The organism is Burkholderiaceae bacterium DAT-1 (genome assembly GCA_019084025.1).
Classification (GTDB): Bacteria; Pseudomonadota; Gammaproteobacteria; order Burkholderiales; family Chitinimonadaceae; genus DAT-1.
This window is the reverse complement of the sequence record JAHRBI010000003.1, coordinates 156,036-178,715: the sequence shown is the minus strand read 5'-3', so window position 1 is coordinate 178,715 and position 22,680 is coordinate 156,036. Positions and strand designations below refer to the sequence as shown.

General features: G+C 58.2%; 21 protein-coding genes. 11 read left to right on the top strand and 10 right to left on the bottom strand.

What is annotated here, in order from left to right; translation table 11 throughout:
* Window positions 1-2 precede the first annotated feature (2 nt).
* From KSF73_06805 to KSF73_06785, 5 genes are all read left to right on the top strand, one after another.
* Window positions 3-2,027 carry a hypothetical protein gene (locus KSF73_06805; protein ID MBV1775423.1) on the top strand — a complete coding sequence of 675 codons (2,025 nt, stop codon included), beginning with the start codon at window positions 3-5 and terminating at the stop codon, window positions 2,025-2,027.
* A gap of 175 nt (window positions 2,028-2,202) precedes the next feature.
* Entirely contained in the window at window positions 2,203-2,616 is a 414-nt protein-coding gene (locus KSF73_06800) for a DUF2141 domain-containing protein (protein MBV1775422.1), read from the top strand.
* 22 nt (window positions 2,617-2,638) lie between these two features.
* Window positions 2,639-4,123: a carotenoid oxygenase family protein gene (locus KSF73_06795; protein ID MBV1775421.1), complete on the top strand. Its 1,485-nt coding sequence runs from the start codon at window positions 2,639-2,641 to the stop codon at window positions 4,121-4,123.
* A 439-nt stretch (window positions 4,124-4,562) separates the two neighbouring features.
* Complete coding sequence (gene rsmA, locus KSF73_06790; protein ID MBV1775420.1) at window positions 4,563-5,348, top strand: 16S rRNA (adenine(1518)-N(6)/adenine(1519)-N(6))-dimethyltransferase RsmA; 786 nt, start codon at window positions 4,563-4,565, stop codon at window positions 5,346-5,348.
* Between the two features lie 66 nt (window positions 5,349-5,414).
* A complete protein-coding gene (locus KSF73_06785; GenBank protein ID MBV1775419.1) occupies window positions 5,415-6,155 on the top strand; it encodes an amino acid ABC transporter ATP-binding protein in 741 nt (246 codons plus the stop codon).
* A 118-nt stretch (window positions 6,156-6,273) separates the two neighbouring features.
* Here the strand turns inward: KSF73_06785 and KSF73_06780 are convergent, their stop codons facing one another.
* Entirely contained in the window at window positions 6,274-7,791 is a 1,518-nt protein-coding gene (locus KSF73_06780) for an adenosine deaminase (GenBank protein MBV1775418.1), read from the bottom strand.
* Between the two features lie 84 nt (window positions 7,792-7,875).
* The gene (locus tag KSF73_06775; protein MBV1775417.1) at window positions 7,876-8,433 is read right to left on the bottom strand and encodes a hypothetical protein; all 558 of its coding nucleotides are present in this window, start codon (window positions 8,431-8,433) and stop codon (window positions 7,876-7,878) included.
* Between the two features lie 234 nt (window positions 8,434-8,667).
* Here KSF73_06775 and KSF73_06770 point away from each other — a divergent pair, with 234 nt between their 5' ends.
* The gene (locus KSF73_06770) at window positions 8,668-9,330 is read left to right on the top strand and encodes a dienelactone hydrolase family protein (GenBank protein ID MBV1775416.1); all 663 of its coding nucleotides are present in this window, start codon (window positions 8,668-8,670) and stop codon (window positions 9,328-9,330) included.
* Between the two features lie 17 nt (window positions 9,331-9,347).
* On the opposite strand, the gene KSF73_06765 is transcribed toward KSF73_06770, so the two are convergent.
* The 7 genes from KSF73_06765 to KSF73_06735 all read right to left on the bottom strand — a co-directional run bounded on the left by KSF73_06765 (window position 9,348) and on the right by KSF73_06735 (window position 17,376).
* On the bottom strand, window positions 9,348-10,064 hold the full coding sequence (locus KSF73_06765; protein MBV1775415.1) for an ABC transporter ATP-binding protein: 717 nt from the start codon (window positions 10,062-10,064) through the stop codon (window positions 9,348-9,350).
* Complete coding sequence (locus KSF73_06760; GenBank protein MBV1775414.1) at window positions 10,061-11,311, bottom strand: ABC transporter permease; 1,251 nt, start codon at window positions 11,309-11,311, stop codon at window positions 10,061-10,063. The genes KSF73_06765 and KSF73_06760 overlap by 4 nt, the downstream gene beginning before the upstream one ends.
* Window positions 11,312-11,319: 8 nt before the next feature.
* Window positions 11,320-12,345 carry an efflux RND transporter periplasmic adaptor subunit gene (locus KSF73_06755; GenBank protein ID MBV1775413.1) on the bottom strand — a complete coding sequence of 342 codons (1,026 nt, stop codon included), beginning with the start codon at window positions 12,343-12,345 and terminating at the stop codon, window positions 11,320-11,322.
* A 107-nt stretch (window positions 12,346-12,452) separates the two neighbouring features.
* A complete protein-coding gene (locus KSF73_06750; GenBank protein ID MBV1775412.1) occupies window positions 12,453-13,238 on the bottom strand; it encodes an ABC transporter substrate-binding protein in 786 nt (261 codons plus the stop codon).
* Window positions 13,239-13,252: 14 nt separating this feature from the next.
* On the bottom strand, window positions 13,253-14,194 hold the full coding sequence (locus KSF73_06745; protein MBV1775411.1) for a substrate-binding domain-containing protein: 942 nt from the start codon (window positions 14,192-14,194) through the stop codon (window positions 13,253-13,255).
* A 54-nt stretch (window positions 14,195-14,248) separates the two neighbouring features.
* Window positions 14,249-15,865 (bottom strand): NAD(P)-binding protein, encoded by a 1,617-nt coding sequence (locus KSF73_06740; GenBank protein ID MBV1775410.1) that lies wholly within the window; start codon window positions 15,863-15,865, stop codon window positions 14,249-14,251.
* Window positions 15,865-17,376, bottom strand: a complete 1,512-nt coding sequence (locus KSF73_06735) for a polyamine aminopropyltransferase (GenBank protein ID MBV1775409.1) — start codon at window positions 17,374-17,376, stop codon at window positions 15,865-15,867. Before KSF73_06735 ends, KSF73_06740 begins: the two co-directional genes overlap by 1 nt.
* A gap of 35 nt (window positions 17,377-17,411) precedes the next feature.
* Between KSF73_06735 and KSF73_06730 the strand changes: the two genes are divergently transcribed.
* From KSF73_06730 to speD, 5 genes are read left to right on the top strand one after another with little or no spacing between them, the layout of a single operon-like run.
* Window positions 17,412-17,840, top strand: a complete 429-nt coding sequence (locus KSF73_06730; protein ID MBV1775408.1) for a DUF350 domain-containing protein — start codon at window positions 17,412-17,414, stop codon at window positions 17,838-17,840.
* Between the two features lie 28 nt (window positions 17,841-17,868).
* The gene (locus KSF73_06725; GenBank protein MBV1775407.1) at window positions 17,869-18,876 is read left to right on the top strand and encodes an SPFH domain-containing protein; all 1,008 of its coding nucleotides are present in this window, start codon (window positions 17,869-17,871) and stop codon (window positions 18,874-18,876) included.
* An 8-nt stretch (window positions 18,877-18,884) separates the two neighbouring features.
* On the top strand, window positions 18,885-20,354 hold the full coding sequence (locus KSF73_06720; GenBank protein ID MBV1775406.1) for a DUF4178 domain-containing protein: 1,470 nt from the start codon (window positions 18,885-18,887) through the stop codon (window positions 20,352-20,354).
* A complete protein-coding gene (locus KSF73_06715; GenBank protein ID MBV1775405.1) occupies window positions 20,354-20,512 on the top strand; it encodes a hypothetical protein in 159 nt (52 codons plus the stop codon). Before KSF73_06720 ends, KSF73_06715 begins: the two co-directional genes overlap by 1 nt.
* On the top strand, window positions 20,509-20,883 hold the full coding sequence (gene speD / locus KSF73_06710) for an adenosylmethionine decarboxylase (protein MBV1775404.1): 375 nt from the start codon (window positions 20,509-20,511) through the stop codon (window positions 20,881-20,883). The genes KSF73_06715 and speD overlap by 4 nt, the downstream gene beginning before the upstream one ends.
* Here speD and KSF73_06705 read toward each other — a convergent pair.
* A complete protein-coding gene (locus tag KSF73_06705) occupies window positions 20,855-22,630 on the bottom strand; it encodes a DUF885 domain-containing protein (GenBank protein MBV1775403.1) in 1,776 nt (591 codons plus the stop codon). The genes speD and KSF73_06705 overlap by 29 nt on opposite strands.
* Between the last annotated feature and the right edge of the window lie 50 nt (window positions 22,631-22,680).

Genomic DNA, 22,680 nt, shown 5'->3' with positions numbered 1-22,680 from the left:
CAATGAGTGGATTCGAGCAATGGAGCACGCTACTCAGTACCGTGCTGGTGCAGTCGGTGTTTCAAATTGCCGCATTGGGGCTGCTGGCCGTGTGCGCGCTGAAGCTTGTGGGTAAACAGCATCCGGCCATGCGCCATGCGGTCGGGATGGTGTTTCTGGTGGCGATGGTATGGGTGCCGGCATCCAGTCTGATGCGCTCCGTTCAGTCGATGAGTGAGGTGAGTGCACTGACTGCCGCACCGGCAAGTACAGGGCTGGCTGCGGTGGATGAAACCCTACCGGTTGCCAGTGCGATCAGCCGCATGGTTCCGCCCGCCTGGGTTGCATGGATCTGGTGTGCAGGCGTATGTCTGATGGTGCTGCGTCTGGTGATGGGTATGCTGGAAGTGGGGCGCATGGCGCGCTTGCAGGGTGAGGCGTTACCGTCTGCCATCCAGAAAAGGGCGGATGAGTTGATTGCAGCCATGAACATTCGTCGTCAGGTGAGTATCCGTGTGGTGAAGCAGGTGGTTGCGCCCTGTGCAGCCCGTGTGCTGTTCCCTGTGATATGGCTGCCGGCCAGCATGATGAGCGGTATGTCTCCTGCGCATATCCAGATGATACTGGCGCACGAGCTGGCCCATATCCGTCGCTTCGACTGGCTGTGGAATGGTATGCAATGCGCGATTGAAACGGTTCTGTTCTATCACCCGGTGGTGTGGTGGCTGAGTCGCGAGATTCGCCGCGACCGCGAACTGGCCTGCGATGCGCTGGCTGTGTCGGTGTGCGGTGATGCGCTGACCATGGCTGAATCGTTGCTGGCACTGGAAAAGATGCGCCAACCCGCCAACAGGCTGCTGCTGGCCGCGAGCAAAGGTGGACTGCGACACCGTGTGGAATCGTTGCTGTGTACACCTGCTGATCAAAAGCAAGGACGCGGCGGGTTGATTTCTCTGGGGTTTGTGAGTGCGCTGTCGGTACTGGCCATTCAGCCGAGTGCCACCGATCTGGATCAATCCGCCAAGGCGCCTGAGAAAAAGGCCGAAGTACGTCAAGTGACCATCAAACACACGAAGGCGGATGCATCGGGAGACATCAGCGCGCTGTCATCGATCGATAAGGGCGACGCCGATGTGAGCATGTCGGGCAAGTACAAGGGCAAGGCCATCCAGTACCGAAAATCCGAGCGCGACAAGGGAAAAGTTGAGGAACACCTGCTGATCGATGGCAAGCCGACTGCGCTGGATGCGGAAACGCGTGCCTGGGTGGAAGAGCAGATTCAGCACGCGCAAGCCAGTGCGCTGCAAGCCCGTGTTGCTGCAAAGAATGCCATGAAAGATGCCGAACTGGCGAAGCAGCATGCCAGCGATCTGAAGCGGGAAGCGGAGGTTGCGCGACACTCGGCCGAAGAAGCTGCGCGCGAAATCGAGCAGGAAGTGCAAGAACACATACAGGCGCATGACAAAGCCATTGCAAAGGTTGCCAAGCAGCATGATGGCAAGGAAAGCAGAACAATCATCCTCAAAATGGATCAGGCAGACTCGAAGGCACTTGAACAGGCCTTAAAGGAGCTGGACGAGCTGAAACTGAACAAGGATCTGGAAAAACGTCTCGCAGAGACAAGCAAGGTGCTTAAGAAGGTCGCCGTGAACCTTAAGCAGATCCCTAGCGTTCCGCCGGCACCACCTGTACCTGCGGCACCGACGCCACCGGCTGATTTACCCACACCGCCAGCGCCACCTGCCCCGCCTGCACCGGCCAGTCCTAAATATATCAGCGTGCTGATCAATCAAGCTGTGGCCATGGCATCCGCCAACCCGATGGTGATTGCACTGACCGGTGAAGGCCGCATATCCGTGACGGCCAGCCACATCACCAGTCATCTGACCCGCAAGAATGAGCAATCTGCGAACGAGGGAGCTGCAGATGGCAGCATTACCCTGAGTGGTGATAAGGGCCAGGCCAAAGTCGCGTTAAAGGCCAGTATGCAAAATGGCGAGTGGCATATCACCCAGCTTGAACCCGAAGCACAAGGTACCGTTAAGTAAGCAATCAGCGTCAGGCGAAGATATCAGGCCAGCATCAGCTGGCCTGTTGTTCATTTGGCGAAGGAAGGCAGGCACTTCGCGACGCAATCCCGTCAATTGGTCGCGTCGCCGTCGCAGCACTTTTCCGTGGCAGTAGAGTGCCGATGGTGTGATTAATCAACGACGGGAGTAGCGTATGAAGCTTGGACAGATAGCGGCGATGTTGGCAACGGCAGTCTGCGTGCAAGTGCAGGGGGCAGAATTGCAGGTTGAAGTGAAGGGCGTCGAGGAGGCGTCGGGTATGGTGCAGGTTGCGCTGTTTAATAGTGAAGGTACGTGGCTGAACAAACGGTTCACCAGTATGTCGGCATCCGCTCGGAAGGGCACTGTATCCGTGACATTCAAGGATATACCGATGGGCGATTACGCTATTTCTGTGTATCACGATGTCAACGGGAATGGAAAGCTGGATAGCAATTTCATTGGCATGCCAAGCGAACCCTATGGGTTTAGCAATGACGCAAAGGGTATGTTCGGGCCCGCCAAGTTTGAGGATGCCAAATTCAAAGTGGAAGGCAAAGAAACAGCCATCCGCATCAACCTGAATTAAGTTCGGTATACAGGAGCACACCATGCAGCGCCGACAGTTTTTGCATGCATTGGGCTTGGCAGCACTTTCGAGCGCTGCCCCTGACGCCCTGGCCAAATTAACGTTTGAACAACCCCTCTTCAAGGGGACTCCACTCACGAGTTATCTCGCGGGTTATCAGGGCCAGGACCTGTCATGTGACGCAGCATGGATCGAAGGCACCTTGCCAGATGATTTGCGGGGAGTGTTCTATCGCAATGGGCCTGCACTATTCGAACGGGGTGGAAAGCGGTATCAGCATTGGTTCGACGGCGATGGCATGGTGCATGCGTGGCGGTTCAGCGACAAGGGTGTCTCCCATCGGGGCCGATTCGTGCAGACGCGCAAATGGCAGCTGGAGTCTGCGCACGGTGAATTCATGGTGCCGGGGTTTGGAACGGCGATTCGACCAAAAGGCGTGTCGCTGAGTAATGAAATCATGAATACGGCCAACACCAATGTCATTAAGCTGAATGATCGTTTGCTAGCCATGTGGGAAGGTGGATCCACCTATGCGCTCGACCCGACTACGTTAGCAACCCACGGTAGCGTCATCTGGGACAAGGCGTTAGCAGGCATACCCTTCTCGGCGCATCCCAAGGTCGAGGCGAATGGGACGCTATGGAACTTTGGCACCTTCAACGGCAAACTTGTGCTCTATCACATTGCCCCCAGCGGCACGCTGGTCAAGCATGCGGTTCTAGATATCCCGGCCAGTGCATTGGTTCATGATTTTGCGATCACCCACAAGCATCTGGTTTTTCTATTGCCCCCCGTATTCACCGATCATGATCGGCTGATGCAAGGGCAAAGCATGGTGGAGTCGATGGTCTGGCGACCTCAGGAATCAGTCAAGGTGCTGATTGTTGAAAAAGATGATTTTTCGCAGCAGCGAATGCTGGAGATGCCTGCTTGTATGCTGTTCCACATTGGCAATGCATGGGAACACAATCAAGTGATTCATCTCGATTTTGTGAAGTACGACAATATCGATGAGTTGCAAACGGTGATTCCGGCCATGATGCGTGGCGAGCATGTGACAGCGACGCCAAGCTGCCCGGCATGCCTGACCATCGATCTGTCGCGAGGCCGGATCGAGATGGAGACGCGCACGGAAAATGTGGAGTTTCCCCGGATCGACCCCCGGCTTGTTGGCTTAAAAAATCAGCATACCTTCTACCCATATGCTTCCGGCCCATCCGGCGCGGGGCATCTGAACGGGCTCATCCGTATTGATCGGGACACAGGCAAAACAGATACATTCAACTTTGGTGGGGCGTGCACGCTGGAGGAGCATGTCATCGTGCCAAAGGCGAATCAGCAGCGCGAAGATCAGGTCTGGGTGGTGGGGGTGGGATTTGATGTGGCTAGGCAGACCAGTTTTGCATCCGTGTTTGATGGGCAACGGCTCGCAGATGGACCCGTTGCACTGGCGCACCTCCCGTACTGGACGCCGCATTGTTTCCACGGGAATTTCTACTCAGCGTAGTGATGAGCCCGCCAATAATGTGGATGCGCCTTCCAGAACACTTAGGGTTGCTTTCCATCGCAGCACTTCCCAGGCAGTCCATTCGCCGAGGCAAAAGCGCCGCGCGCAGTCGAAGCAGAAATGCGCGTGGCAATCCTCGTCATCTCTGGCCAACGCAAGGGGCGACATCCAGGGCAGGACGTTTAAGCGAGCGGCGGCATACCGTCTGCACGTGGGCAGGATGCAGCGTGGGGAGAACGGCGGGGCTGCCTGCGAGTTGGGCATGCGGCGCACCAGTGAAGTGAAGGGAGAATAACTCTATACTAGCCTGCATTTGTTGCGCTGCAGTATCGAAATTGCAAAGACAAGTATCGTTGCGATGATGACCGCCTGTGGAATGCACATGCGCGCAAGGGCGGTTTCCGCCTACAATACGGCCTGAATCAACAGGCACCCCACTATGGCAAGTCATATTCCGCGTAAACGCTTTGGACAGAATTTCCTGCAGGATCAGGGGATTATTACAGATATCGTCACTCTGGTCGGGCCGCAATCCGACGATGTGGTGGTCGAAATCGGACCCGGTCTGGCGGCGCTGACCTTCCCGCTGCTGCAACGGCTGCCATCCATGCATGCCGTGGAGATTGACCGCGACATCGTGGCGCAGCTGACCAAGCGCTTTGCGCCGGACCGGCTGATTATTCACAATTTCGATGCGCTGAAGTTCGACTTTGCCGCGCTGGCTGCCGAGATTTCGCCGGAGAAGGGCATCCGTCTGGTGGGCAATCTGCCCTACAACATCTCCACGCCGTTGCTTTTCCATCTCACCGCTGCCAAAGAGCGCGTGATTGATTGCCACTTCATGCTGCAGAACGAAGTGATCCTGCGCATGGTGGCCGAGCCGGGCTGTGCGGATTACGGACGGCTCAGCGTGATGCTGCAGTACTGGTTCTATATGGAAAAGCTGCTGGATGTACCGCCCGAGGCATTCTATCCGCCGCCCAAGGTCGATTCGGCCATTGTGCGCATGATTCCGCGCCCCTTCGAAATTCAGGCTCGCGATACCGCCAGACTGGAAGAGCTGGTGGCGCAGGCCTTCTCGCAGCGCCGCAAGACGCTGCGCAATAATCTGAAAGGCATCGTGAGCGATGCGGACTTCGAGGCAGTGGGCATAGATTCCACCCTGCGCCCGGAAAATATCTCGGTTGCCGATTACGTGCGCCTGAGTAATCATCTGGTCAAGTAAGCTAAGCCGATTGGCCCGTATGCATCCGAGTCGTCTGATAACCGAATTCGCTGGATATTCAACGTTATGATCCGTTTTACCGGTGTGAACAAGTGGTTCAAGGACCTGCATGTGCTCAAGGACATCAACCTTGAGGTCAAGCAGGGTGAAGTGGTGGTGGTGTGCGGGCCGTCTGGCTCGGGCAAATCCACCCTGATCCGCACGGTGAATCGTCTGGAAGAAATCAGTAGCGGCGAGATTCTGGTAAACGGCGAAGCGGTGCACGATCCCAAGGCCGACATCAATCGCATCCGTGCCGACGTCGGCTTTGTGTTCCAGCATTTCAATCTTTACCCGCACATGTCGGTGCTGGACAACATCACGCTGGCGCCAATCAAGGTGCGCGGCCTGAGCAAGGCCGATGCCGAAGCGCGAGCGATGGCGCTGCTGGAAAAGGTGGGGCTGGCCCACAAGCGCGATGCACTGCCTTCGCAGCTCTCCGGAGGTCAGCAGCAGCGCGTAGCCATCTCCCGTGGTCTGGCCATGCAGCCACGCGTGATGCTGTTCGATGAACCGACCTCGGCGCTTGATCCGGAAATGATCGGCGAAGTGCTGAAAGTGATGAAGGATCTGGCCGAGTCCGGCATGACCATGATGGTGGTCACCCACGAAATGGGCTTCGCCCGCGAAGTGGCCGACCGCGTGGTGTTCCTTGATCACGGTGTATTGCTGGAAGATGCCCCGCCTGCTGAATTCTTCAGCAACCCCAAGACCGAGCGAGCCAAGCAGTTTCTGCAGCAGTTGCTGACGCCGATGCATGGGGTCTGAATCCAGGTAACGGTTGCCCGTTGACTTGCGATATCATCAGCAATGGCTCGGGTTGGTGCGAATACATACGCTGCCACATCATGAGTGTCCGACGTGGCAGCCGCGCAGGTTCAGGCGCTCACTTCCCCTTCACCACCCCATACAGCTTCGCCATCTCCGCCTCAAATCCTGTGAACTGCTTATCTAGGCGCGTGCGAGCGCGGGCTTTGTCTGCATCGTTCAGGAATGAATAGGTGATGCTGTTGTAGGCATAAGATTTCAGGGTGCGGTAGGACGGGGCATAGCGTGTGGCCAGCAGCAGATACTGGCTGGACAGATTGTTGCGCGAGACGCCCGCGTCATCCGTGGAAATGACCATGGGCACGCCATAAGCCGAGTACAGCAGATAGGGATGCTCGTTGCCCTTTACGCCGAGGATGAACTCGTTGCTGGTGAGGTTGATTTCCACGGCAACCTGCTTCGCTTTCATGGTCTGCAGCAATGCTACCGAATCGCGCTCGTAGCTGATGTCCACGGCGTGGCCGATGCGGTTGGCGCCGGCAATCTTCACCGCTTCGCCGATGTGGAATTGCAGGTCTTCCGGCGTCACCATGCCCAGCGTCAGCTCGCCCGCGTGCAGCGCCAGTTTGATGGTGCGCGCGGTTTCACCTTGTTCGGCTTTCACATGGTGGTTCAGAAAGTTGAACATGCGCATGTGCAGGGTGTAATCGGCCAGAGAGACGTAATTATTTTCCGGCGCGACGATATTCACGCCCACCACCAGCGGCGTTTTGTAAGCCACGCGGAAGCCTGAATAAAGGTCAAGGAACACCTGCAGCGGGTCTTGTGTCCGGCCGGCGTAGGTCTGGTAGCGCATCATGAACTGATCGTCATCGATGCCGGCATGCGCCTGTTCCAGATAGCTCACATAGGCGGCCAGCTTGTTGCGGAAGGCGTCAGATTGCTGCGCGTCGGCTACCACTTTCGCCAGTACGCTATTCACTTCATCCTGAGTGCGGGCGGCGCGCAGGGCGGTATTGATGTCATTGATCTGATTGGGTTGATCGTAGAGCTGTGCTTCCTTGAACCCCACCGACGCAAACATGGTTTCGATGTAGCTGACCTGCTCATCCAGTGCGCGCTGCTTGAGCTGCGCCATGCCTTTGGCCGCGTTGGGGGCGGCCAGACTGCTGAAGTAGCCGAATGTATTGAAGAAATTGCTATCGGGCGGCGGCTGCAGGTGGACATGATTGCCATAGTCCGCATCTGACCATACCGTGAGCAGCTTGCGGTAGGTGGGGTTGTCCTGCTTCAGTTCGGCGACGGTGAGCTGGCTGCAACCTGGCGCGCTGGGTGGCGTATTGGCTTGCACGATGCGGTAGGTGCAGCTGTCGATCTTTCCGTTATTGGCGGCCAGCCAGTCGAGATAGTTTTCCACATAGATCGCGCCGGAAAAATGATGGTGCAGATCGCCGCCCTTGGGCATCCGTGTCACAAACAGATTGAGGGTCGAGGCCTTGGGTGTACCCTTGATCAGCGAGTCATAGAAGCGGGCTGTGAGCGCGGCATTGTCGGCTGCGGATGCGGCGAAGGCGGTCTGGCCGACCGAGGTCGAGAGCAACAGGCTCGCAGTCAGCAGGGAAGAAAACTTGATCATATCGTTAATCCTATGGCTCACCATTTGATGTGCAAAAAGGCCACGCAAGGCGGCCTCAGGCGGGGGAACTGCATGGGTGATGCGTTATTTCCAGAGATAGCAGTAGGTATGACTATTGGTTAGATTGACGCCAGTATCCGTGTAGATCCAGCCATCTGCAAACTTGGAGCCGGGTGATTCACAATTGGTGTGCACCCAGTCAAATCCCTGTTTTGCGTGGTGTTCGCCTTTCGTTGAGTACGGTTCCTTGCCGGGATTGCCACCACAGAAATACAGGGTACTCCCCGCTGTGATGGCCTGACGATAGCTGGCAGGGATGTCGCGGCGACGCGGGTTGTAATCGCTGGCGAAGACATTGTCGATGGCCACATCGTAGACCTGACCATCCAATCCGGAAGTGATCTCGATATGGGTATGCGACAGCGGGATACCCTTTAGGGGCTTTCCCCGTTTGAAGTTGACCACATCCCGATAATCGCTGTTGGGCGGGGCATTGACGGTGCCGTACTGAAAGTATCCGCCTGCCTGCTTGCAGCTGTTCTCGTATTTGACTGCTTCCGCAGACATGACACTGGCTGCCCATGCACTGGAGAGCGAGACCGTCATGATCAAGATGGCGAGGTTCAAACGGGTGGTTCGCATGGTGTCTCCCGGGTGCTTGTTGCCTTGGCGTGGCTATTGTAGGGGGTATGGCTGGCATCATATTTTTTCGGTCAATCGAAAGTCAAATTTCAATTAATGCAATCTTTTGACTGAGCCCGGATGACTTGATTCTATGCGGTGCCGGGTGTTTCACTTATGCTGCATCTGATCGGCGCAACCGGCAGGCGGTGAACGCCTTGGACTATTGGGTGAATAGAGGAGACAAGCATGGCAATGATGGAATTTGCACGTCCGGATGGCAGCCTGTGCGGCGGGTATCTGGCCGATGCCGGGCAGGGCAAGCCCGGCGTGATTGTGATTCAGGAATGGTGGGGGCTGAACGGCCAGATTCGCAGTGTGGCGGATCGCTTTGCGGCGGCGGGTTATGCCGCGCTGGCACCTGATCTCTACAAGGGACGCGTAGCGCAGGATGCCGATGAAGCCAGTCATATGATGAATGGGCTGGATTTTGCCGGGGCGACGTTTCAGGACATTCGCGGCGCGGTACAGCATTTGCACAGCGTGTGCGGCGCAAAGAAAGTCGCAGTGATGGGCTTTTGCATGGGCGGTGCGCTGACGGTGGCGAGTGCCGTACATGTGCCGGATGTCGCTGCAGGCGTGTGCTTTTATGGCATGCCGCCCAAAGCCTTTGCCGATCCGGCGCAAATTCGCGTGCCATTTCAGGGACACTTCGCCAATCAGGACGACTGGGTATCGCCCGAGCTGGTGAACGAAACCGAAGTAGCCATGCGCGCAGCCGGACAGACGCCTGACTTCTACCGCTACGATGCGCAGCATGCTTTCTTCAACCAGCTGCGTCCGGAAGTATTTGACCCGGCAGCGTCGGAGCTGGCCTGGGCACGCACGCTGGCCTTTCTTGCCAAGCATCTGGGCTGATGAAGGGGCTGGCGGGTTTATGCTTGCCAGCTTTCACTCACCTTGCCATCCACAATATTCACGATCCTATCCGCCGCTGCTGAAAACGCACGCTCATGGGTGACTGCCACGATGGTTTTGTGGCGGCTGTCGCAGAGCTCGCGCAGAATCTGCCGCACGTTCTGACTGCTGCTGGTGTCGAGATTGCCGGTGGGTTCGTCGGCGAGAATCAGGGGCGGATCGTTGGCCAGTGCGCGGGCAATGGCGACACGCTGGCGCTGGCCGCCGGAAATCTGGTGCGGCAGCTTGTTCGCATGGCCTTTGAGGCCGAGATCATCCAGCAGCGCGAGTGCGCGAGTCTGCATCGCATCATTGCCGAGTTTGCCGAGTTTCTGCATTGGTAGCAGCACGTTCTGCAGGCAGGTGAATTCGGCGAGCAGAAAGTGGAACTGGAATACATACCCCAGCTTGGCCAGCCGCAGTTCGGTGAGCTGGCTGTCGTTGAAACGGCTGGTGTCCACGCCATCCACGATGATGCGCCCGGAAGTTGGCGGATCGAGCAGGCCGAGCAGGTACAGCAGCGAGGATTTGCCGGAGCCGGATGGCCCCATGATGCAGACAAACTCGCCCGCACGCATCTCGACGCTGACATCGTTGACCAGGGTGGTTTCCACTTCGCCGGGCAGTACGCGGTAGAGGTGTTCGCCTGAGAGAATGACGGGCCGGTTCTGGATATCGTTCAGGGTATCGCTCATCCGCCCGCCCCTCGCAGAATATCGACCGGATGCAATCGACCCGCCTTGCGCGCGGGCAACCAGGCTGCCAGCAGACAGGATGCAAAGGCAAAGGCCGCAGCCAGCGCGAATTGTTCCGCCCCCCACCACAGCGGCAGATGGGTGACCTCGGTCGCGCCGGGTGGCTTGATCTCGATGGTGCCCAGTACCTGCATCAATCCGATGCCGAGTAGCGTCCCGAGTGCGCTGCCGATGGTGCCGATAATGGCGCCTTCCACTACGAAAATCCGGCGGATGTCGGCGGCCTGAAAGCCCATGGATTTCATGATGGCGATGTCGCGGGTTTTTTCCATGACGATGGTCGATAGCGTGTTGTAGATGCCGAAGGACGCCACCAGCAGAATCGCCGACACCACGCTGTACATGATGATATTGCGCACCAGCAAGAGCGCGAGAATGTCCTCGCTGGCTTCCGACCAGCTCACCGATTTGTAGCCGGAGGCGGCTTCGATGCGGCTGGCCAGCGCACGCGCCGTATTGGCATCGTCCAGTTGCAGAATGAAGCGGTTCACGCGCTCCGGGCGTCCGAGCAGGCTTTGCGCGCGCTTTAGCGAGACATAGGTCTGCCCCTCGTCGTAGCTGGCGTTGCCGCTTTTGAAGATGCCGACCACGGTGAGCGATTTGCTGCCGCTTTCACCGGCGGCGATCACATTCACGGCGCTGCCCATGCGCAGCGAAAATTTGTCGGCCAGACCCTGCCCGATGATGATGCCATTGGCGTTGGTGTTGAGCGCATCGAGGCTGCCCTTCACCATCTTTTCTTCGATGGTGGTGACGCGGCGCATTTTGTCGGGCACCACGCCGCTGAGCGAGACGCCCTGTTGCCTACCTGCAAACACCAGCACGGCTGATCCGGTCAGCACAGGGGCGACCCGCAGGCCGGGCAGGGCTTCGATATCGGCGAGATGGCGTTTCCAGCCGCGAATGCCGCGTGTTTCGTTCAGCGGCTTCACATGACCCACTGCCACCGCGCCATCGGTATAGGCCTCCACTGCCGGTTGCGGGGGCGGCTGGCGGAATTCGTCGGAAACCGTGATATGCGGACTGTTGTCGATCAGGCGTTTGATGAAGTCTTTTTCCGAGCCGCGCATCAGCGACGACACTGCCAGAAAGAAGGCAACGCCCAGTACTACGCCGGACAGCGAAACCAGTGTCTGTCGTTTTCTACCCAAAAGATGCGCTTTGGCGACGGCCAGTGTAGTGCCCATATGGATGTTTACTGTGCTTTGCTGGTGGTCGGCGCTGGGCGTGCTTCCACGGTGCGGCCCTCTTTCAGTGCGGCTTCAGGGCCGGTCACCACGGACGTAGTCGCGCTCAGCCCCGAGCGGATTTCCACCAGCTTGGCGCCGCGTACCCCCGTTGTCACTGCTTGCTTGGCCAGCGTCTGTTCGTGCAAAACCCAGACACTATTGTCCTTCACCGCAGCGGTGGGAATCAGGAGCGCTTTGGGACGTTCTTCGATAATCAGATTGGTGTCCACGGTCATGCCGGGGCGCAGGCGATCGGGTTCGTCGAGCTTGATGCGCACGCGGGTGGAACGCGCCACGCTGTCGCCCACTGGCGCAATATCGCTGACCTGACCACGCAGAATCTGGCCGGGTAGGGCATCGGTGCGCATCAGTACCGGCTGGCCAATCTTCACGCGTGGCACATCTTCTTCGTCGACTTCGGCGGTAACACGCAGCGGCGTGCAGCAGGCATACTGGAACACGGCTTGTCCTGCCTGCACGAATTGCCCCAGTTCGGCCTGCTTGCTGAGAATCAGTCCATCTGCCGGCGCACGTAGCACCAGATCGCCGCGCTGGGTGCGGATGCGGGTGAGGCTGGCTTGCGCCGCATCCATGTCGGCGCGAGTGCGATCGCGTTCGGAAGCCGAGAGAAAGCCTTTGTCTACCAGCACGCGGGCACGCTCGTAATTTTGCTTGGCGACGGTGGCGCGTGCGGCCTGCTCTTCTTCCGAGTGATTCAATTCGCGATCATCCAGCGTGGCCAGAATCTGCCCGCGTTTAACCTTGAAGCCCTGATCAACCTGAATCGCGGTCAGGCGGCCACCCGTTTTGGGTGCGATGGGCAGGCTGGTGCCGGGTTCGACGATTCCGGTGGCGTAGACCGCATCCACGGCTGGGCCGACGGTGGGCAGGGTGGTGTCGACCACGACCGGCCGGTTGAGCTGGATATAGGCTCCACCTGCAATGGCGGCAAGAACAACCATACCGATAAGACGCTTGATTGCTGGACGCATGCTGGAACGCTGCTGATAGGGTAACGCCCGATTGTAGGAGCCTATCGGGCTCGTGATCAATGTAACGCGGATTTATATTTGATCATGTGCTTGGTTCAGACACTTGTTCAGTGCTTGGACTTGCCTGTTGGTGTGCGCCCGCTTTGATGTGCAGCAGCCCACTGTTCATTCGCCCGTGAGCGATAGGCGTCTAGCCCGAAGCGTGCCCAAATATCCTTGCTCTGCTCTCCCAGCAAATGCTCGGCAAAGATTCCCTTCAGTTGTTGCTGCATGGTTTGCGGCAGCCCCCGGCTGCAGGCGAGCCACATATCGGTCGGTTCAAATAGAAAGCCGATTTCAAATCGCTCCGCAGTGACTGCCGCAGGCAGCGTGCCGTAATCAGCAATCAGTGCATCAAATCTGCCAGCGGAGAGCATCTCGGTGGCGGCTTTGCCTGCGGGCAATACCGTGTGCGGGAGCGCGTTGCGCTTAAGCAGGCGAATGATTTCCGGCACCTCGCCTACCGCTGTACGGTGCGACCGCAGGTCCTCAATCTGATGCAAGGCGAGGTGGTCTTCCTTGCGTGACAGAACCACCATGAAAATGGGGGCCAGGGGCTGCACGAAGGTAACGGTTTCGGCCAGTGCGCCATTGTAGGGGACGCCGAGTGCACAGGTATCAGGGGTGTCGTTGATGGCGGCCAGCGCACGACGGGAGGGCAGGACATTGAACGTGACCGGTATTTTTTCCCGCTCCAGCCGCTGTCGCGCCAATTCGACCAGCGCCCCGGTGATCTGCGTACCGTCCTGATAGGCATAGGGACGCTTGTCCTCCACCAGCAAGGTCAATGCGTGAGTGCGCACGACGCACAGGCCGAGCAGGCAGATCCGAACAAAGCGGCCTTTAGTGAGCATGACGGGGCATCCGATTATTTTGCGGCATCGCGCGTCACCAGTTTCACGGGTGTCTGCTGGATAGCAGGCAGGCTGTTTTGCGGGATGCGCTGTTTGAGTGACCGCAATGCAAGTTCGATGCCCGCGACGGCTTGCTGCCCGCCAAATTGGTCGACTGTCGCCAGCACTTCGCCTCGCTCGATATAGGGACGAATCTGGAGTGTGTGATCATAACCGGTGACCAGAATCTTGCCGATTTTGCCGGCTTTGCGCAGTGCCTGAACTGTGCCGATCGCCATATTGTCGTTATCGCACAGGATGGCTTTCAACTTGGGGTGGGCGCTGATCAGCTCACTGGCGACCTTTTCCGCCGGCGCAATTTCCCATTCTCCGGAGGGCTGCGCCACAATCCGCATGCCCTGTGTTTGCATGGCGTCTTCGTAACCTGCGGTGCGGGACTGGCTATTCACGGCACTCACCACGCCTTCCATGATGGCTACTTCGTCATCAGGCCTTAATTGACGGGCCACATATTCGCCTGCCAGCCGGGTGCCCGCGCGGTTCGATGGACCCACAAACGGGATCTGGATGCCAGCCTGCGCCAGCGCCTGATCATCCAGTTTGTTGTCGATATCGATGACGATAATGCCCTGTTTGATGGCTTTTTTGAGTAGTGGCACCAGCGCCGAGGTATCAATCGGAGCGATGACAATGGCGTCTGGGCGATCCTGCAGCGCCTGTTCAAGTTGCTGCTTCTGCAGTTCAAGATCCGTTTCCCAGGGAACGCCGCGAATCTTGAGTGAATACTCATTTGCATGGGAACGCGCATGCGCTTCGGCCACAGCCATCATGTCTTTGAAATAGGCATTCAGCCGGGATTTGACGATCAGGGTAATGGCAGGTCGAGTGGGTGATGCCGCAAACGCCGGGAGGGCGCTTAAGCAGATCAGCAAGCAGGCGCAATGACCCTTGAACATGACGGCAACCTGAGGTGGGGTACATCGCTAAATGTAGCCCAACAGAGGGGAGTTTCAAGCGACGTGCGATGACTGCAGGATGCGCTGCGCGGCCTGTTCACCCCACCAGCTTGCCTCTTCAAACAGCGATAGCCCACTCAAATCCGAATGTGCAAACAGGACCGCGCCATCGTGATTACGCAGTGCATGCAAGCCCGTGTTTGCCAGAAAGCCGGGTGAGGGACTGGCCATCGCATGTGCACGCACCGTCAGCTCGGCTTTGGTCAGATTCTGTCTGAATCGCCAGCCGTACACGGTATGCAGATCATCCGAGATCACATCAAATAACGCATCGTCCGGGGCATGCTCCAGCCAGCGGCGGGTAGCAAGCGGATCTGCATCGGCAAAGGCATGGTAGGCAGTGAACACGCTCATCGGCGGTTTACCCTGCAGGATCATCTGGTGCGTGGACACTACATAGCCGAGGCTGTGGCTGCCATAGACCACATTGTCCCAGGCCAGCGGCATGTCGATGGGCTCGTACGGGAACTGATCGATCAGGAAATTGCCCACCAGCCACGGTGCGCGCGGAGGGAGATGGTCGCGGGTGAATCCGATGTCAGCCATCTGCGGATACAGATGCAGTGCCACGTGCAAGGGCACCGCCAGAATCACCTTGCGCGCGATGAGGCGCTGACTCTGACCGCGATCGTCCAGAAAATCGACGGATACGCCCTGCGCGCTATCCTGCACGCGCCAGGCCATCCCCGGCCATTGCCGTGCAGTACCTATCCGGCTGCGCATATGGCGAATCAGCGGACTCAGTCCGTCCGGCCACGTCAGCACCGCGCCGTCCTCGGCGTTAGCGGCCTGACCATGGCGGCTGCAGAAATAGTGCAATCCCGCCCACGCAGAGGTGTGCGCCAGATCGCTGCCGTAGTCGTCGCGGCAGCAATAGTCGAGATACCAGCGCAGCCCCGCCGAACGATAACCGCGCGTATCCAGCCAGACAGCAAAGCTCATCTGATCGAGTCGGGTATAGGCCGGGTCTGTGGATGATAGCGCCAATGGTATACAGAATACCTTGCGCCCATCTGAGCCACGTTTACTGCGCAGGTGGGCGACTTCCGCCAGAAATCGGGCTTGTTCCGCGAGCGCTGTCGCATCCTGCCCGAGGTGCGGCATCAGCCCGGATTGCCACTGGCCGTCCACCCACAGGCGCTCATCCGGTGCATGCACCAGCACGCGCTCGTCGTAGACCGGTCGCGTAGTAAAGGGATCGCCCTCGATCACGCCCATGTCGGCCAGTAATTCGCGAACATGGGTGGATTCGGCAGAGGGCAGGGGCAGGTAGTGCGCGCCAGTCGGGTAGCGATAGTCGCCGAATGCGCCGCCTGCCGCATTGCCATCGGGTTCCGGGCCATTGAGGATCACCACATCGGTGAGGCCGGACTTGGCCAGTCGCCAGCCTGCAAACAGCCCAGCTGCACCACTGCCGATAATGGCAACATCGCATCGATGCGTCTGGATGGGGGCGGGTGGCTGCATCCCGTTGCGCAATTGATGCCCCGCCGCCATACCGGGGCGATTCACGCGCACCGGCAAGCCCCAGCTCAGCACCCGCTCGCAGCTTTGCAGTACGGGTAAGCCTGCAAGCAGGGCAGCCCGTTTGAGCAGCGTCCGCCGGTCCATTAGTGCAGCACCTGCGACCAGTCCTGATCGAAATAATGCACCAACTGCTGGTTGTTCAGCTCATTGGGTTTCACGTCCCAGCGACGCATGTCCGGCGGAAAGAAAAACATCTGCCGTGTGGACTCGCGATCGAGAAACTTCATTGGCACAGGGTAGGATTCGGGCGGGGTGTAACCCGGCTGTTTGGCCGCCAAAATAAAGCCCCACTCGCCAAACGAAGGCACATAGGCATGATAGGGTGAGGTGTGGAAACCGGCTGCTCGCAGGGTAGCATCCACGCACCAGTAGGAACGCGGCGCATTGAAAGGTGAGGTAGATTGCACCACGGCCAGCCCGTTTTCCGAGAGATGCCGCGACAACAGACGATACACCGGCACCGAATAGAGTTTGCCCAGCGCGAAATTGGACGGGTCGGGAAAATCGACGATGATGGCATCAAAGCTGTCGGTATGCTGTTCCAGCCAGCGCATTGCGTCTTCATTGACGACAGTGACGCGCTTGTCTGTCAGTGAGCCGTGATTCAGGGCCTGCAAAGGGGCGGAGTGACTGAACAGCTGGGTCATGGCCGGATCAAGGTCGACCAGCGTAATGTGTTCGATCTGCGGATATTTGAGGATTTCCCGTACCGCCAGCCCGTCGCCGCCGCCCAGTACCAGCACATGTTTGGCCCACGGCAGCTTCGCCAGCACCGGATGCACCAGCGCTTCGTGGTAACGGTATTCGTCGCGGCTGGAAAATTGCAGATTGCCATTAATGAACAGCCGCAGGGTGTCTTTCCATTTGGTCAGTACCAGACGCTGATAGGGCGTGGTTTCGGCGTGGATGATTTCTTCGCCGTAAATGGCTTTTTCGCTCCATTCGGTGAGTCGATCCGAGCCAATAAAGCAGGCACTCAGCACCAGCAGCACAATGCCGCTGCGCGCCATCTGCATCGCCGGTTTGATCAGTTCGCGGCGGAAACTATGGCAGGCCCACAGCGCCACACCTGCATTCAGCAAACCGAACAACAGCGCACTGCGCGCCAGCCCCAGCTTGGGCGCAAGCAGCAGCGGAAACAGCAGCGACACCACCAGCGCGCCCAGATAATCAAAGGTCAGCACCTTGCTGACCAGATCGGCAAACGCAGTTTGACGCTGGTTCATGATCCGCATCACCAGCGGAATCTCCATGCCGACCAGCACGCCGATGGCGAACACCAGCGCATACAGCACCATGCGGAAAGGCTCGCCCGCCCAGGCAAATACCACGAAGAGGATGGATGCCGACAAGCCGCCAATCAGGCCCACCAGCAATTCGATGTCGACAAAGGCTGCCAGCAGGTGCTCGTCCTTCACATATTTCGAGACATGTGACCCCACACCCATGGCAAACAGATAGCAGCCGATGATGGAGGAAAACTGAAACACCGTATCGCCGAGCAGGTAACTGGCCAGTGCACCGGTAATCAGTTCGTAGGCAAGGCCGCAGGATGCGACGATAAACACCGACAGGATCAATAATCGATTGCGCATCTCGGGTAGGCTGTGGGTAGAATGGGCGCCATTATATGCCTGACGCCCGCAAGGATTTCGACATGTTTGCAGGTTTGCTTCCCGCCTTTGTGGCGTACATCACTTATCTGGGTAGTGGTCTGGTCTTGCTGGCTGTGTTTGCCAAGCTCTATTGCTGGGCCACGCCGATCGACGAACTGAAGCTGATCCGCGAAAACGGCCATGCCGCAGCGATTTCGTTTGCCGGTGCCTTGCTGGGCTTTGCGCTGGCGCTGACCGCCAGTGCCTTGCACCTCGATCACTGGGACAGCTTCATGCTGTGGGGCGTGCTGGCCATGCTGGTGCAGATTCTGGTGCACATTGCCGTCTCGCGTTTCCTGAAAGACCTGACCCTTGCTTTAAACGAAAACAATGTGGCCATGGGCATTCTGGCGGGGGCGATCCAGCTCGCGGCCGGTCTGATCAATGCCGGTGCCCTGTCCTGATCGAATTGAATCCTGAGGAGGAATCAAGATGAGCCTGATGTCGTTTATCAAGAAGCAGTTTATTGACGTACTGGAGTGGCAGGAAAGCGGCGATGGCGTGCTGTCCTGGCGCTATCCGATGGAAGACAACGAAATCCAGTACGGCGGACAGCTCACTGTGCGCGAGTCGCAGATGGCTGTCTTTGTGGATGAAGGCAAGATTGCCGACGTTTTTGGCCCCGGCCGTCATACGCTGACCACCCAGACGATGCCGCTGCTGACCAATCTGAAAAACTGGGACAAGCTGTTCCAGTCGCCTTTCAAGTCGGATGTGTACTTTTTCAGCACCCGTCTGCAGCTGGGTCGCAAGTGGGGCACCGCACAGCCTGTCACCATCCGTGACAATGATTTCGGCATGGTGCGTCTGCGTGCATTCGGTATTTATTCCTACCGGATTGCCGATCCGCGTCAGTTCTATACCGAAGTCAGCGGCACACGCGGCACCTATACCGTAGACGATCTGGAGCAGCAGCTGCGCAATCAGGTCGTGGCCACCATGACCAGCACGCTGGGTGGTAGCGGTATTCCGTTCCTTGATATGGCCGGCAATCAGGGGCTGATGGCCGACAAGATTCGCGAGGCACTGGTGCCGGTGTTCCAGAAGCTGGGGCTGGCGCTGGATACCTTTGCAGTAGAAAACGTCTCCCTGCCGGAAGAGCTGCAAACTGCCATCGACAAGCGGATTGCCATCGGGATGGCGGGTGATCTGAACCAGTACACCCGCTATCAGGCAGCAGAAGCCATTCCGCTGGCTGCACAAAACGAAGGTGGACTGGCCGGATTGGGCGCAAGCCTCGCAGCCGGGGCCAGCATCGCGCAAGCCATGACCCAGAGCCTGCAAGGTGGCGCTCCGGCAGCAGCGGCCGCTGCCGCACCTGTTGCGGATGGCCCGCAAGTGCGTCTGGCGCAGCTCAAAGGCTTGCTGGATCAGGGCCTGATCACGCAGGGCGATTACGATACCGCCAAGGCTGAAGTGCTGAAGAAACTGGTGGGCTAAGCCGCTTCATGTTCAGCACTGCCTGCCCTTCATGTGGCGCAACCGTCAGCTTCCGATCTGCGAGTTCGGTGCTGGCGGTGTGCGAGTATTGCAACAGTACACTCGTGCGCGATGCCGACAGCGTGCGCGACATCGGCAAGATGTCCGAGACGCTGGACGATTACTCGCCGCTACAGATCACCAGTACCGGTCGTTATCAGGGTGTCCAGTTTTCCATCATTGGCCGCATCCAGCTGCGCTACGACGCAGGGGTGTGGAACGAGTGGTATATCTGGTTTGACGATGGCGGCACTGGCTGGCTCTCGGAAAGCGTGGGGCAGTATGTGCTCACTCGTTCAATGGGCAAACTGGATGATCCGCCGCTCTTCGACAAGCTGGCGCCCGGCCAGCCCTATCGCTACTCGGGGGCGCGTTTTACCTTTTCCGATGTGCGAGAGGCGCGCTGTATTGGCGGTCAGGGTGAACTGCCCTTCCGCGTGGGTGAGGGCTGGCAGGCCAAGGTCGCTGATGCCCGTTGCGCCAAGCAATTCCTGACGCTGGACTACTCCGAAGATGCGAGTCCCCCCGAGCTGTTTCTCGGCGAAGCGGTGACGCTGGCACAACTGGACATGCAGCTGTTGCGCGATGCGCGTGTCGTCATGGAAAAGACCGGCAAGCTCAAGGGCAGCATTGCTGCGCTGACCTGCCCGGGCTGCGGGGCTTCGCTGCAATATCGTGCTGGTGTGGCCACTCAGATTACCTGCGGTACCTGCGGTACCCAGTCGGATATGACTGGCGATGTGGCGACCGTTCTCAATACCCACCGAAATCAGCAGACCATTCCACGCGTCACGCTGGAACTGGGCAGTGTGGCGCAGATCGAGGGCGCACCGTGGACGGTGAGTGGGGCGATGATCTGGCAGGAGGATGGCGAGCCGGGACAGTGGACCGAATATCTGCTCTTCAATCTGGAAAAAGGCTTCCGCTGGCTAGTGGAGGCGCAGGATGGCTGGACGCTGGGTAGCCTGATGGATGTGTGGGCGGATGCGACGGACCCCAATAACGTGCTGGCAGATGGTCGTAAATTTACCCCGCAATATCCCGAATATACCGCCCGCGTGATCTACGCCGCAGGCGCTTTTCCGTTCCGTGCGCAGGTGGGTGACCGCATGCGTCTGCGCGATTATGTGGCGAGCGACCGATCGGAACGGCTGGCATCCGAGCTGAATGCACACGAACTGATCTGGACGCGTGCACGCCTGGTACCTGATTCCGCAATTGGCCAGTGGTTTGGTAAAGCCGAAGTGCAATCGAGCCATTTTGTACCCGCGCTGGATCGCGAAGGTAAACGCAAGATTGCGTTTACCGCCGTTGCCCTGATGTTTGCATTCAATCTGCCCATCGCGCTGATTCAGGGCGGGTTTGGCAAGCGCATGATGGTGTGCCTGATTGCCGCGCTGATTGTGGCCTTGCCCCTGATGTCGGAAGGAGAGGATTGATGACGCCACGCACCTATCTGATGTATTGCGTCGTGGTCGTCGGGCTGGCGACCCTGATCAATCTGTTTTCCGGGCCGGGAAGCAGCAGTAGCAGCGGCTATTCACGCGGCTGGGGCAGTGGCCATAGTTCCGGCTGGAGTTCTGGCGGGCATAAATGACGCAGGTGCTGGGACGCCATGTGCTGGCGGATTTTTATGGTTGCCCGCTCAACGTGCTGATGCAACCCGAGCGGGTGGAAGCGGCTTTGCGCGAGGCCGCCCGGTTGGCGGGCGCCACCGTGATTGGTGGCCATGTTCATCATTTCGGTGAGGGCATGGGTGTGACAGGCGTGCTGCTGCTAAAAGAATCGCACCTGAGTATCCACACCTGGCCCGAGCATGGCTATGCAGCGCTCGACCTATTCATGTGCGGGCAACCGCAGCTCGATGCAGCGCTTGCCCACCTGCGCCAGGTGTTTGCCCCGGCACAGGTGGTGTCGAAAACAGTGGCGCGCGGACAGATTAGCGAGCTGCAGACTTCTGCTGGCTAATCCAGTCATTGACCACGGTTTCCAGTACATCAAGGGGCACATCGCCAGTCGTGAGAATTAACTGGTGGAAAGCCTTGATCGAAAAGCGTTCACCCAGCTTTTCCTGAGCCAGATGGCGCAAGGCCAGCAGTTTCAGCATGCCGATTTTGTAGGCGCATGCTTGCCCCGGATTCACCACATATCGATCTACTTCAACGGGCGTAATGCCGTAGTCGATGGCCTGCTGACGTGTCCACTTCATTGCATGCAAGCCGGTATCCACAACCAGGCGTCTTGCCCGGAAGAGTTCAGACTCCAGCTTGCCTAGCAGTCCCACCGTATCTCCTTCATACCAGCCGTTTTCTTCAGCCAGTTGTTCGGCATACAGTGCCCAGCCTTCTACATAGGCAGAGCCCTCGCCAAATACGCGTTTGCGGCGGAAATCGGGCAATGAAGGGTTTTCCTGCTGCAGGGCAATCTGGAAGTGATGACCCGGAATGGCTTCGTGGTAAGCCAGCGAGCGCATGCTGATCACACGGAAGCTGGGGCCGGGCAAGGGCACCCAGAAAATGCCAGGACGCGACCCATCTTCTGAGGGCGCGGAGTAATGCGCAGCGGCGGTCTTTTCGGTAAAGACCGGTTCGCGTTTAACGACCACGGGCGCTTTGGGCATCGTGTCAAACAGGGGCGTAGCACGTACCAGTGCATCCTTGACGATCTCGCTATAGCGATCAAGCAGCTGCTGTTGCGGAGCTTCACCCATGGGTTGCAGCGCCTGGCTGAGCTGACTCATGCGTGCCTGAATGGTGCCTTCGCGATAGCCCAGCGAGTTCAGCAAGCCATCCATCTGTGCTTCGATGCGTGCTACTTCCTTGAGTCCCAAGGCATGAATCTCTTCTGCGTCCATTGACGTGGTTGTCATGCGGTGCAGATAGACGGCATAGGCTGCTTTCCCATCCGGGAAGCGCCACAGGCCGGTATCGTCCGTGGTGTGCGGGAGTTGCTCCGTCAGCAATGCTTTTGCCCGGCGGAATGCTGGCAGGATTTCGTTTGCGACGCCGCGTTCCGCTGCTATCAATGTACTTGTCTGTTCTGTTTGCGGGATATCTGTGAGCAAGCTCATGCGCTGCTTTAGGCTGGTCACAAGGATATTGGCCGCTTCCTCGCCCTCCAGAAAACGGTCGAACTGGCCGATGGCTGCAGTAGTGATAAAACGCGGCATCAGAATGCCACGCTTGTCCTGCTCCTGGGCACGTGCGATGCCAACATCCATGACCTCTGCCACCTGATGTAACCTGCTCAGATAATGCTCAATATCACGCTTATTTCTAATGGGGTGAGTCTGGCTGAGAAAGTTTACCAGTCTGACATGTAGGCCATTGAATTGATTGAAAACAAAGTCATAGTCGGCAAAGCGATCGGCGTCCACAGTGCCCTGTGCCGAAAAAGCAATGATGCCTGCGCTGATGCGCTGTTGCGGACTGAGTTGGTCGGGCTTGAATCCCTGCAATGCCTGCAGGGTCTCGTGTGCCTCTTTGACACGCTGTTGCCGGTACGCGTAGTCGCGGCGGGTCAGTTGCGCGTCGAGTTTGGCTTGAATATCGCCCTGAAAATATTGTTGCGCCGTGGCGCCCTCGGGATTGACGAGCATACGTTGCTCGGCAAGCCGATTCGCCCAGTCGTCAAAGGCATCAGCGTAGACCGGCATTGTGGCCAGCAGGCCGCCAAGCGCCGCACAGCCTGCATATAGGGAATTGATAAACCGCATCACATGAATATCCTCAAGTCGTTTAAATGTCGCACCTTAGCGCAGGTGGG

What these genes read in the sequence shown, in the direction of transcription:
- KSF73_06735 (MBV1775409.1), bottom strand. Translation starts at nt 17,376, where the DNA reads ATGCGCAATCGATTATTGATCCTGTCGGTGTTTATCGTCGCATCCTGC.
- KSF73_06785 (MBV1775419.1), top strand. Translation starts at nt 5,415, where the DNA reads ATGATCCGTTTTACCGGTGTGAACAAGTGGTTCAAGGACCTGCATGTG.
- KSF73_06750 (MBV1775412.1), bottom strand. Translation starts at nt 13,238, where the DNA reads ATGCTCACTAAAGGCCGCTTTGTTCGGATCTGCCTGCTCGGCCTGTGC.
- rsmA (MBV1775420.1), top strand. Translation starts at nt 4,563, where the DNA reads ATGGCAAGTCATATTCCGCGTAAACGCTTTGGACAGAATTTCCTGCAG.
- KSF73_06795 (MBV1775421.1), top strand. Translation starts at nt 2,639, where the DNA reads ATGCAGCGCCGACAGTTTTTGCATGCATTGGGCTTGGCAGCACTTTCG.
- KSF73_06715 (MBV1775405.1), top strand. Translation starts at nt 20,354, where the DNA reads ATGACGCCACGCACCTATCTGATGTATTGCGTCGTGGTCGTCGGGCTG.
- KSF73_06725 (MBV1775407.1), top strand. Translation starts at nt 17,869, where the DNA reads ATGAGCCTGATGTCGTTTATCAAGAAGCAGTTTATTGACGTACTGGAG.
- KSF73_06775 (MBV1775417.1), bottom strand. Translation starts at nt 8,433, where the DNA reads ATGCGAACCACCCGTTTGAACCTCGCCATCTTGATCATGACGGTCTCG.
- KSF73_06730 (MBV1775408.1), top strand. Translation starts at nt 17,412, where the DNA reads ATGCCTGACGCCCGCAAGGATTTCGACATGTTTGCAGGTTTGCTTCCC.
- KSF73_06705 (MBV1775403.1), bottom strand. Translation starts at nt 22,630, where the DNA reads ATGCGGTTTATCAATTCCCTATATGCAGGCTGTGCGGCGCTTGGCGGC.
- KSF73_06780 (MBV1775418.1), bottom strand. Translation starts at nt 7,791, where the DNA reads ATGATCAAGTTTTCTTCCCTGCTGACTGCGAGCCTGTTGCTCTCGACC.
- KSF73_06745 (MBV1775411.1), bottom strand. Translation starts at nt 14,194, where the DNA reads ATGTTCAAGGGTCATTGCGCCTGCTTGCTGATCTGCTTAAGCGCCCTC.
- KSF73_06720 (MBV1775406.1), top strand. Translation starts at nt 18,885, where the DNA reads ATGTTCAGCACTGCCTGCCCTTCATGTGGCGCAACCGTCAGCTTCCGA.
- KSF73_06800 (MBV1775422.1), top strand. Translation starts at nt 2,203, where the DNA reads ATGAAGCTTGGACAGATAGCGGCGATGTTGGCAACGGCAGTCTGCGTG.
- KSF73_06805 (MBV1775423.1), top strand. Translation starts at nt 3, where the DNA reads ATGAGTGGATTCGAGCAATGGAGCACGCTACTCAGTACCGTGCTGGTG.
- KSF73_06740 (MBV1775410.1), bottom strand. Translation starts at nt 15,865, where the DNA reads ATGGACCGGCGGACGCTGCTCAAACGGGCTGCCCTGCTTGCAGGCTTA.
- KSF73_06765 (MBV1775415.1), bottom strand. Translation starts at nt 10,064, where the DNA reads ATGAGCGATACCCTGAACGATATCCAGAACCGGCCCGTCATTCTCTCA.
- KSF73_06760 (MBV1775414.1), bottom strand. Translation starts at nt 11,311, where the DNA reads ATGGGCACTACACTGGCCGTCGCCAAAGCGCATCTTTTGGGTAGAAAA.
- speD (MBV1775404.1), top strand. Translation starts at nt 20,509, where the DNA reads ATGACGCAGGTGCTGGGACGCCATGTGCTGGCGGATTTTTATGGTTGC.
- KSF73_06770 (MBV1775416.1), top strand. Translation starts at nt 8,668, where the DNA reads ATGATGGAATTTGCACGTCCGGATGGCAGCCTGTGCGGCGGGTATCTG.
- KSF73_06755 (MBV1775413.1), bottom strand. Translation starts at nt 12,345, where the DNA reads ATGCGTCCAGCAATCAAGCGTCTTATCGGTATGGTTGTTCTTGCCGCC.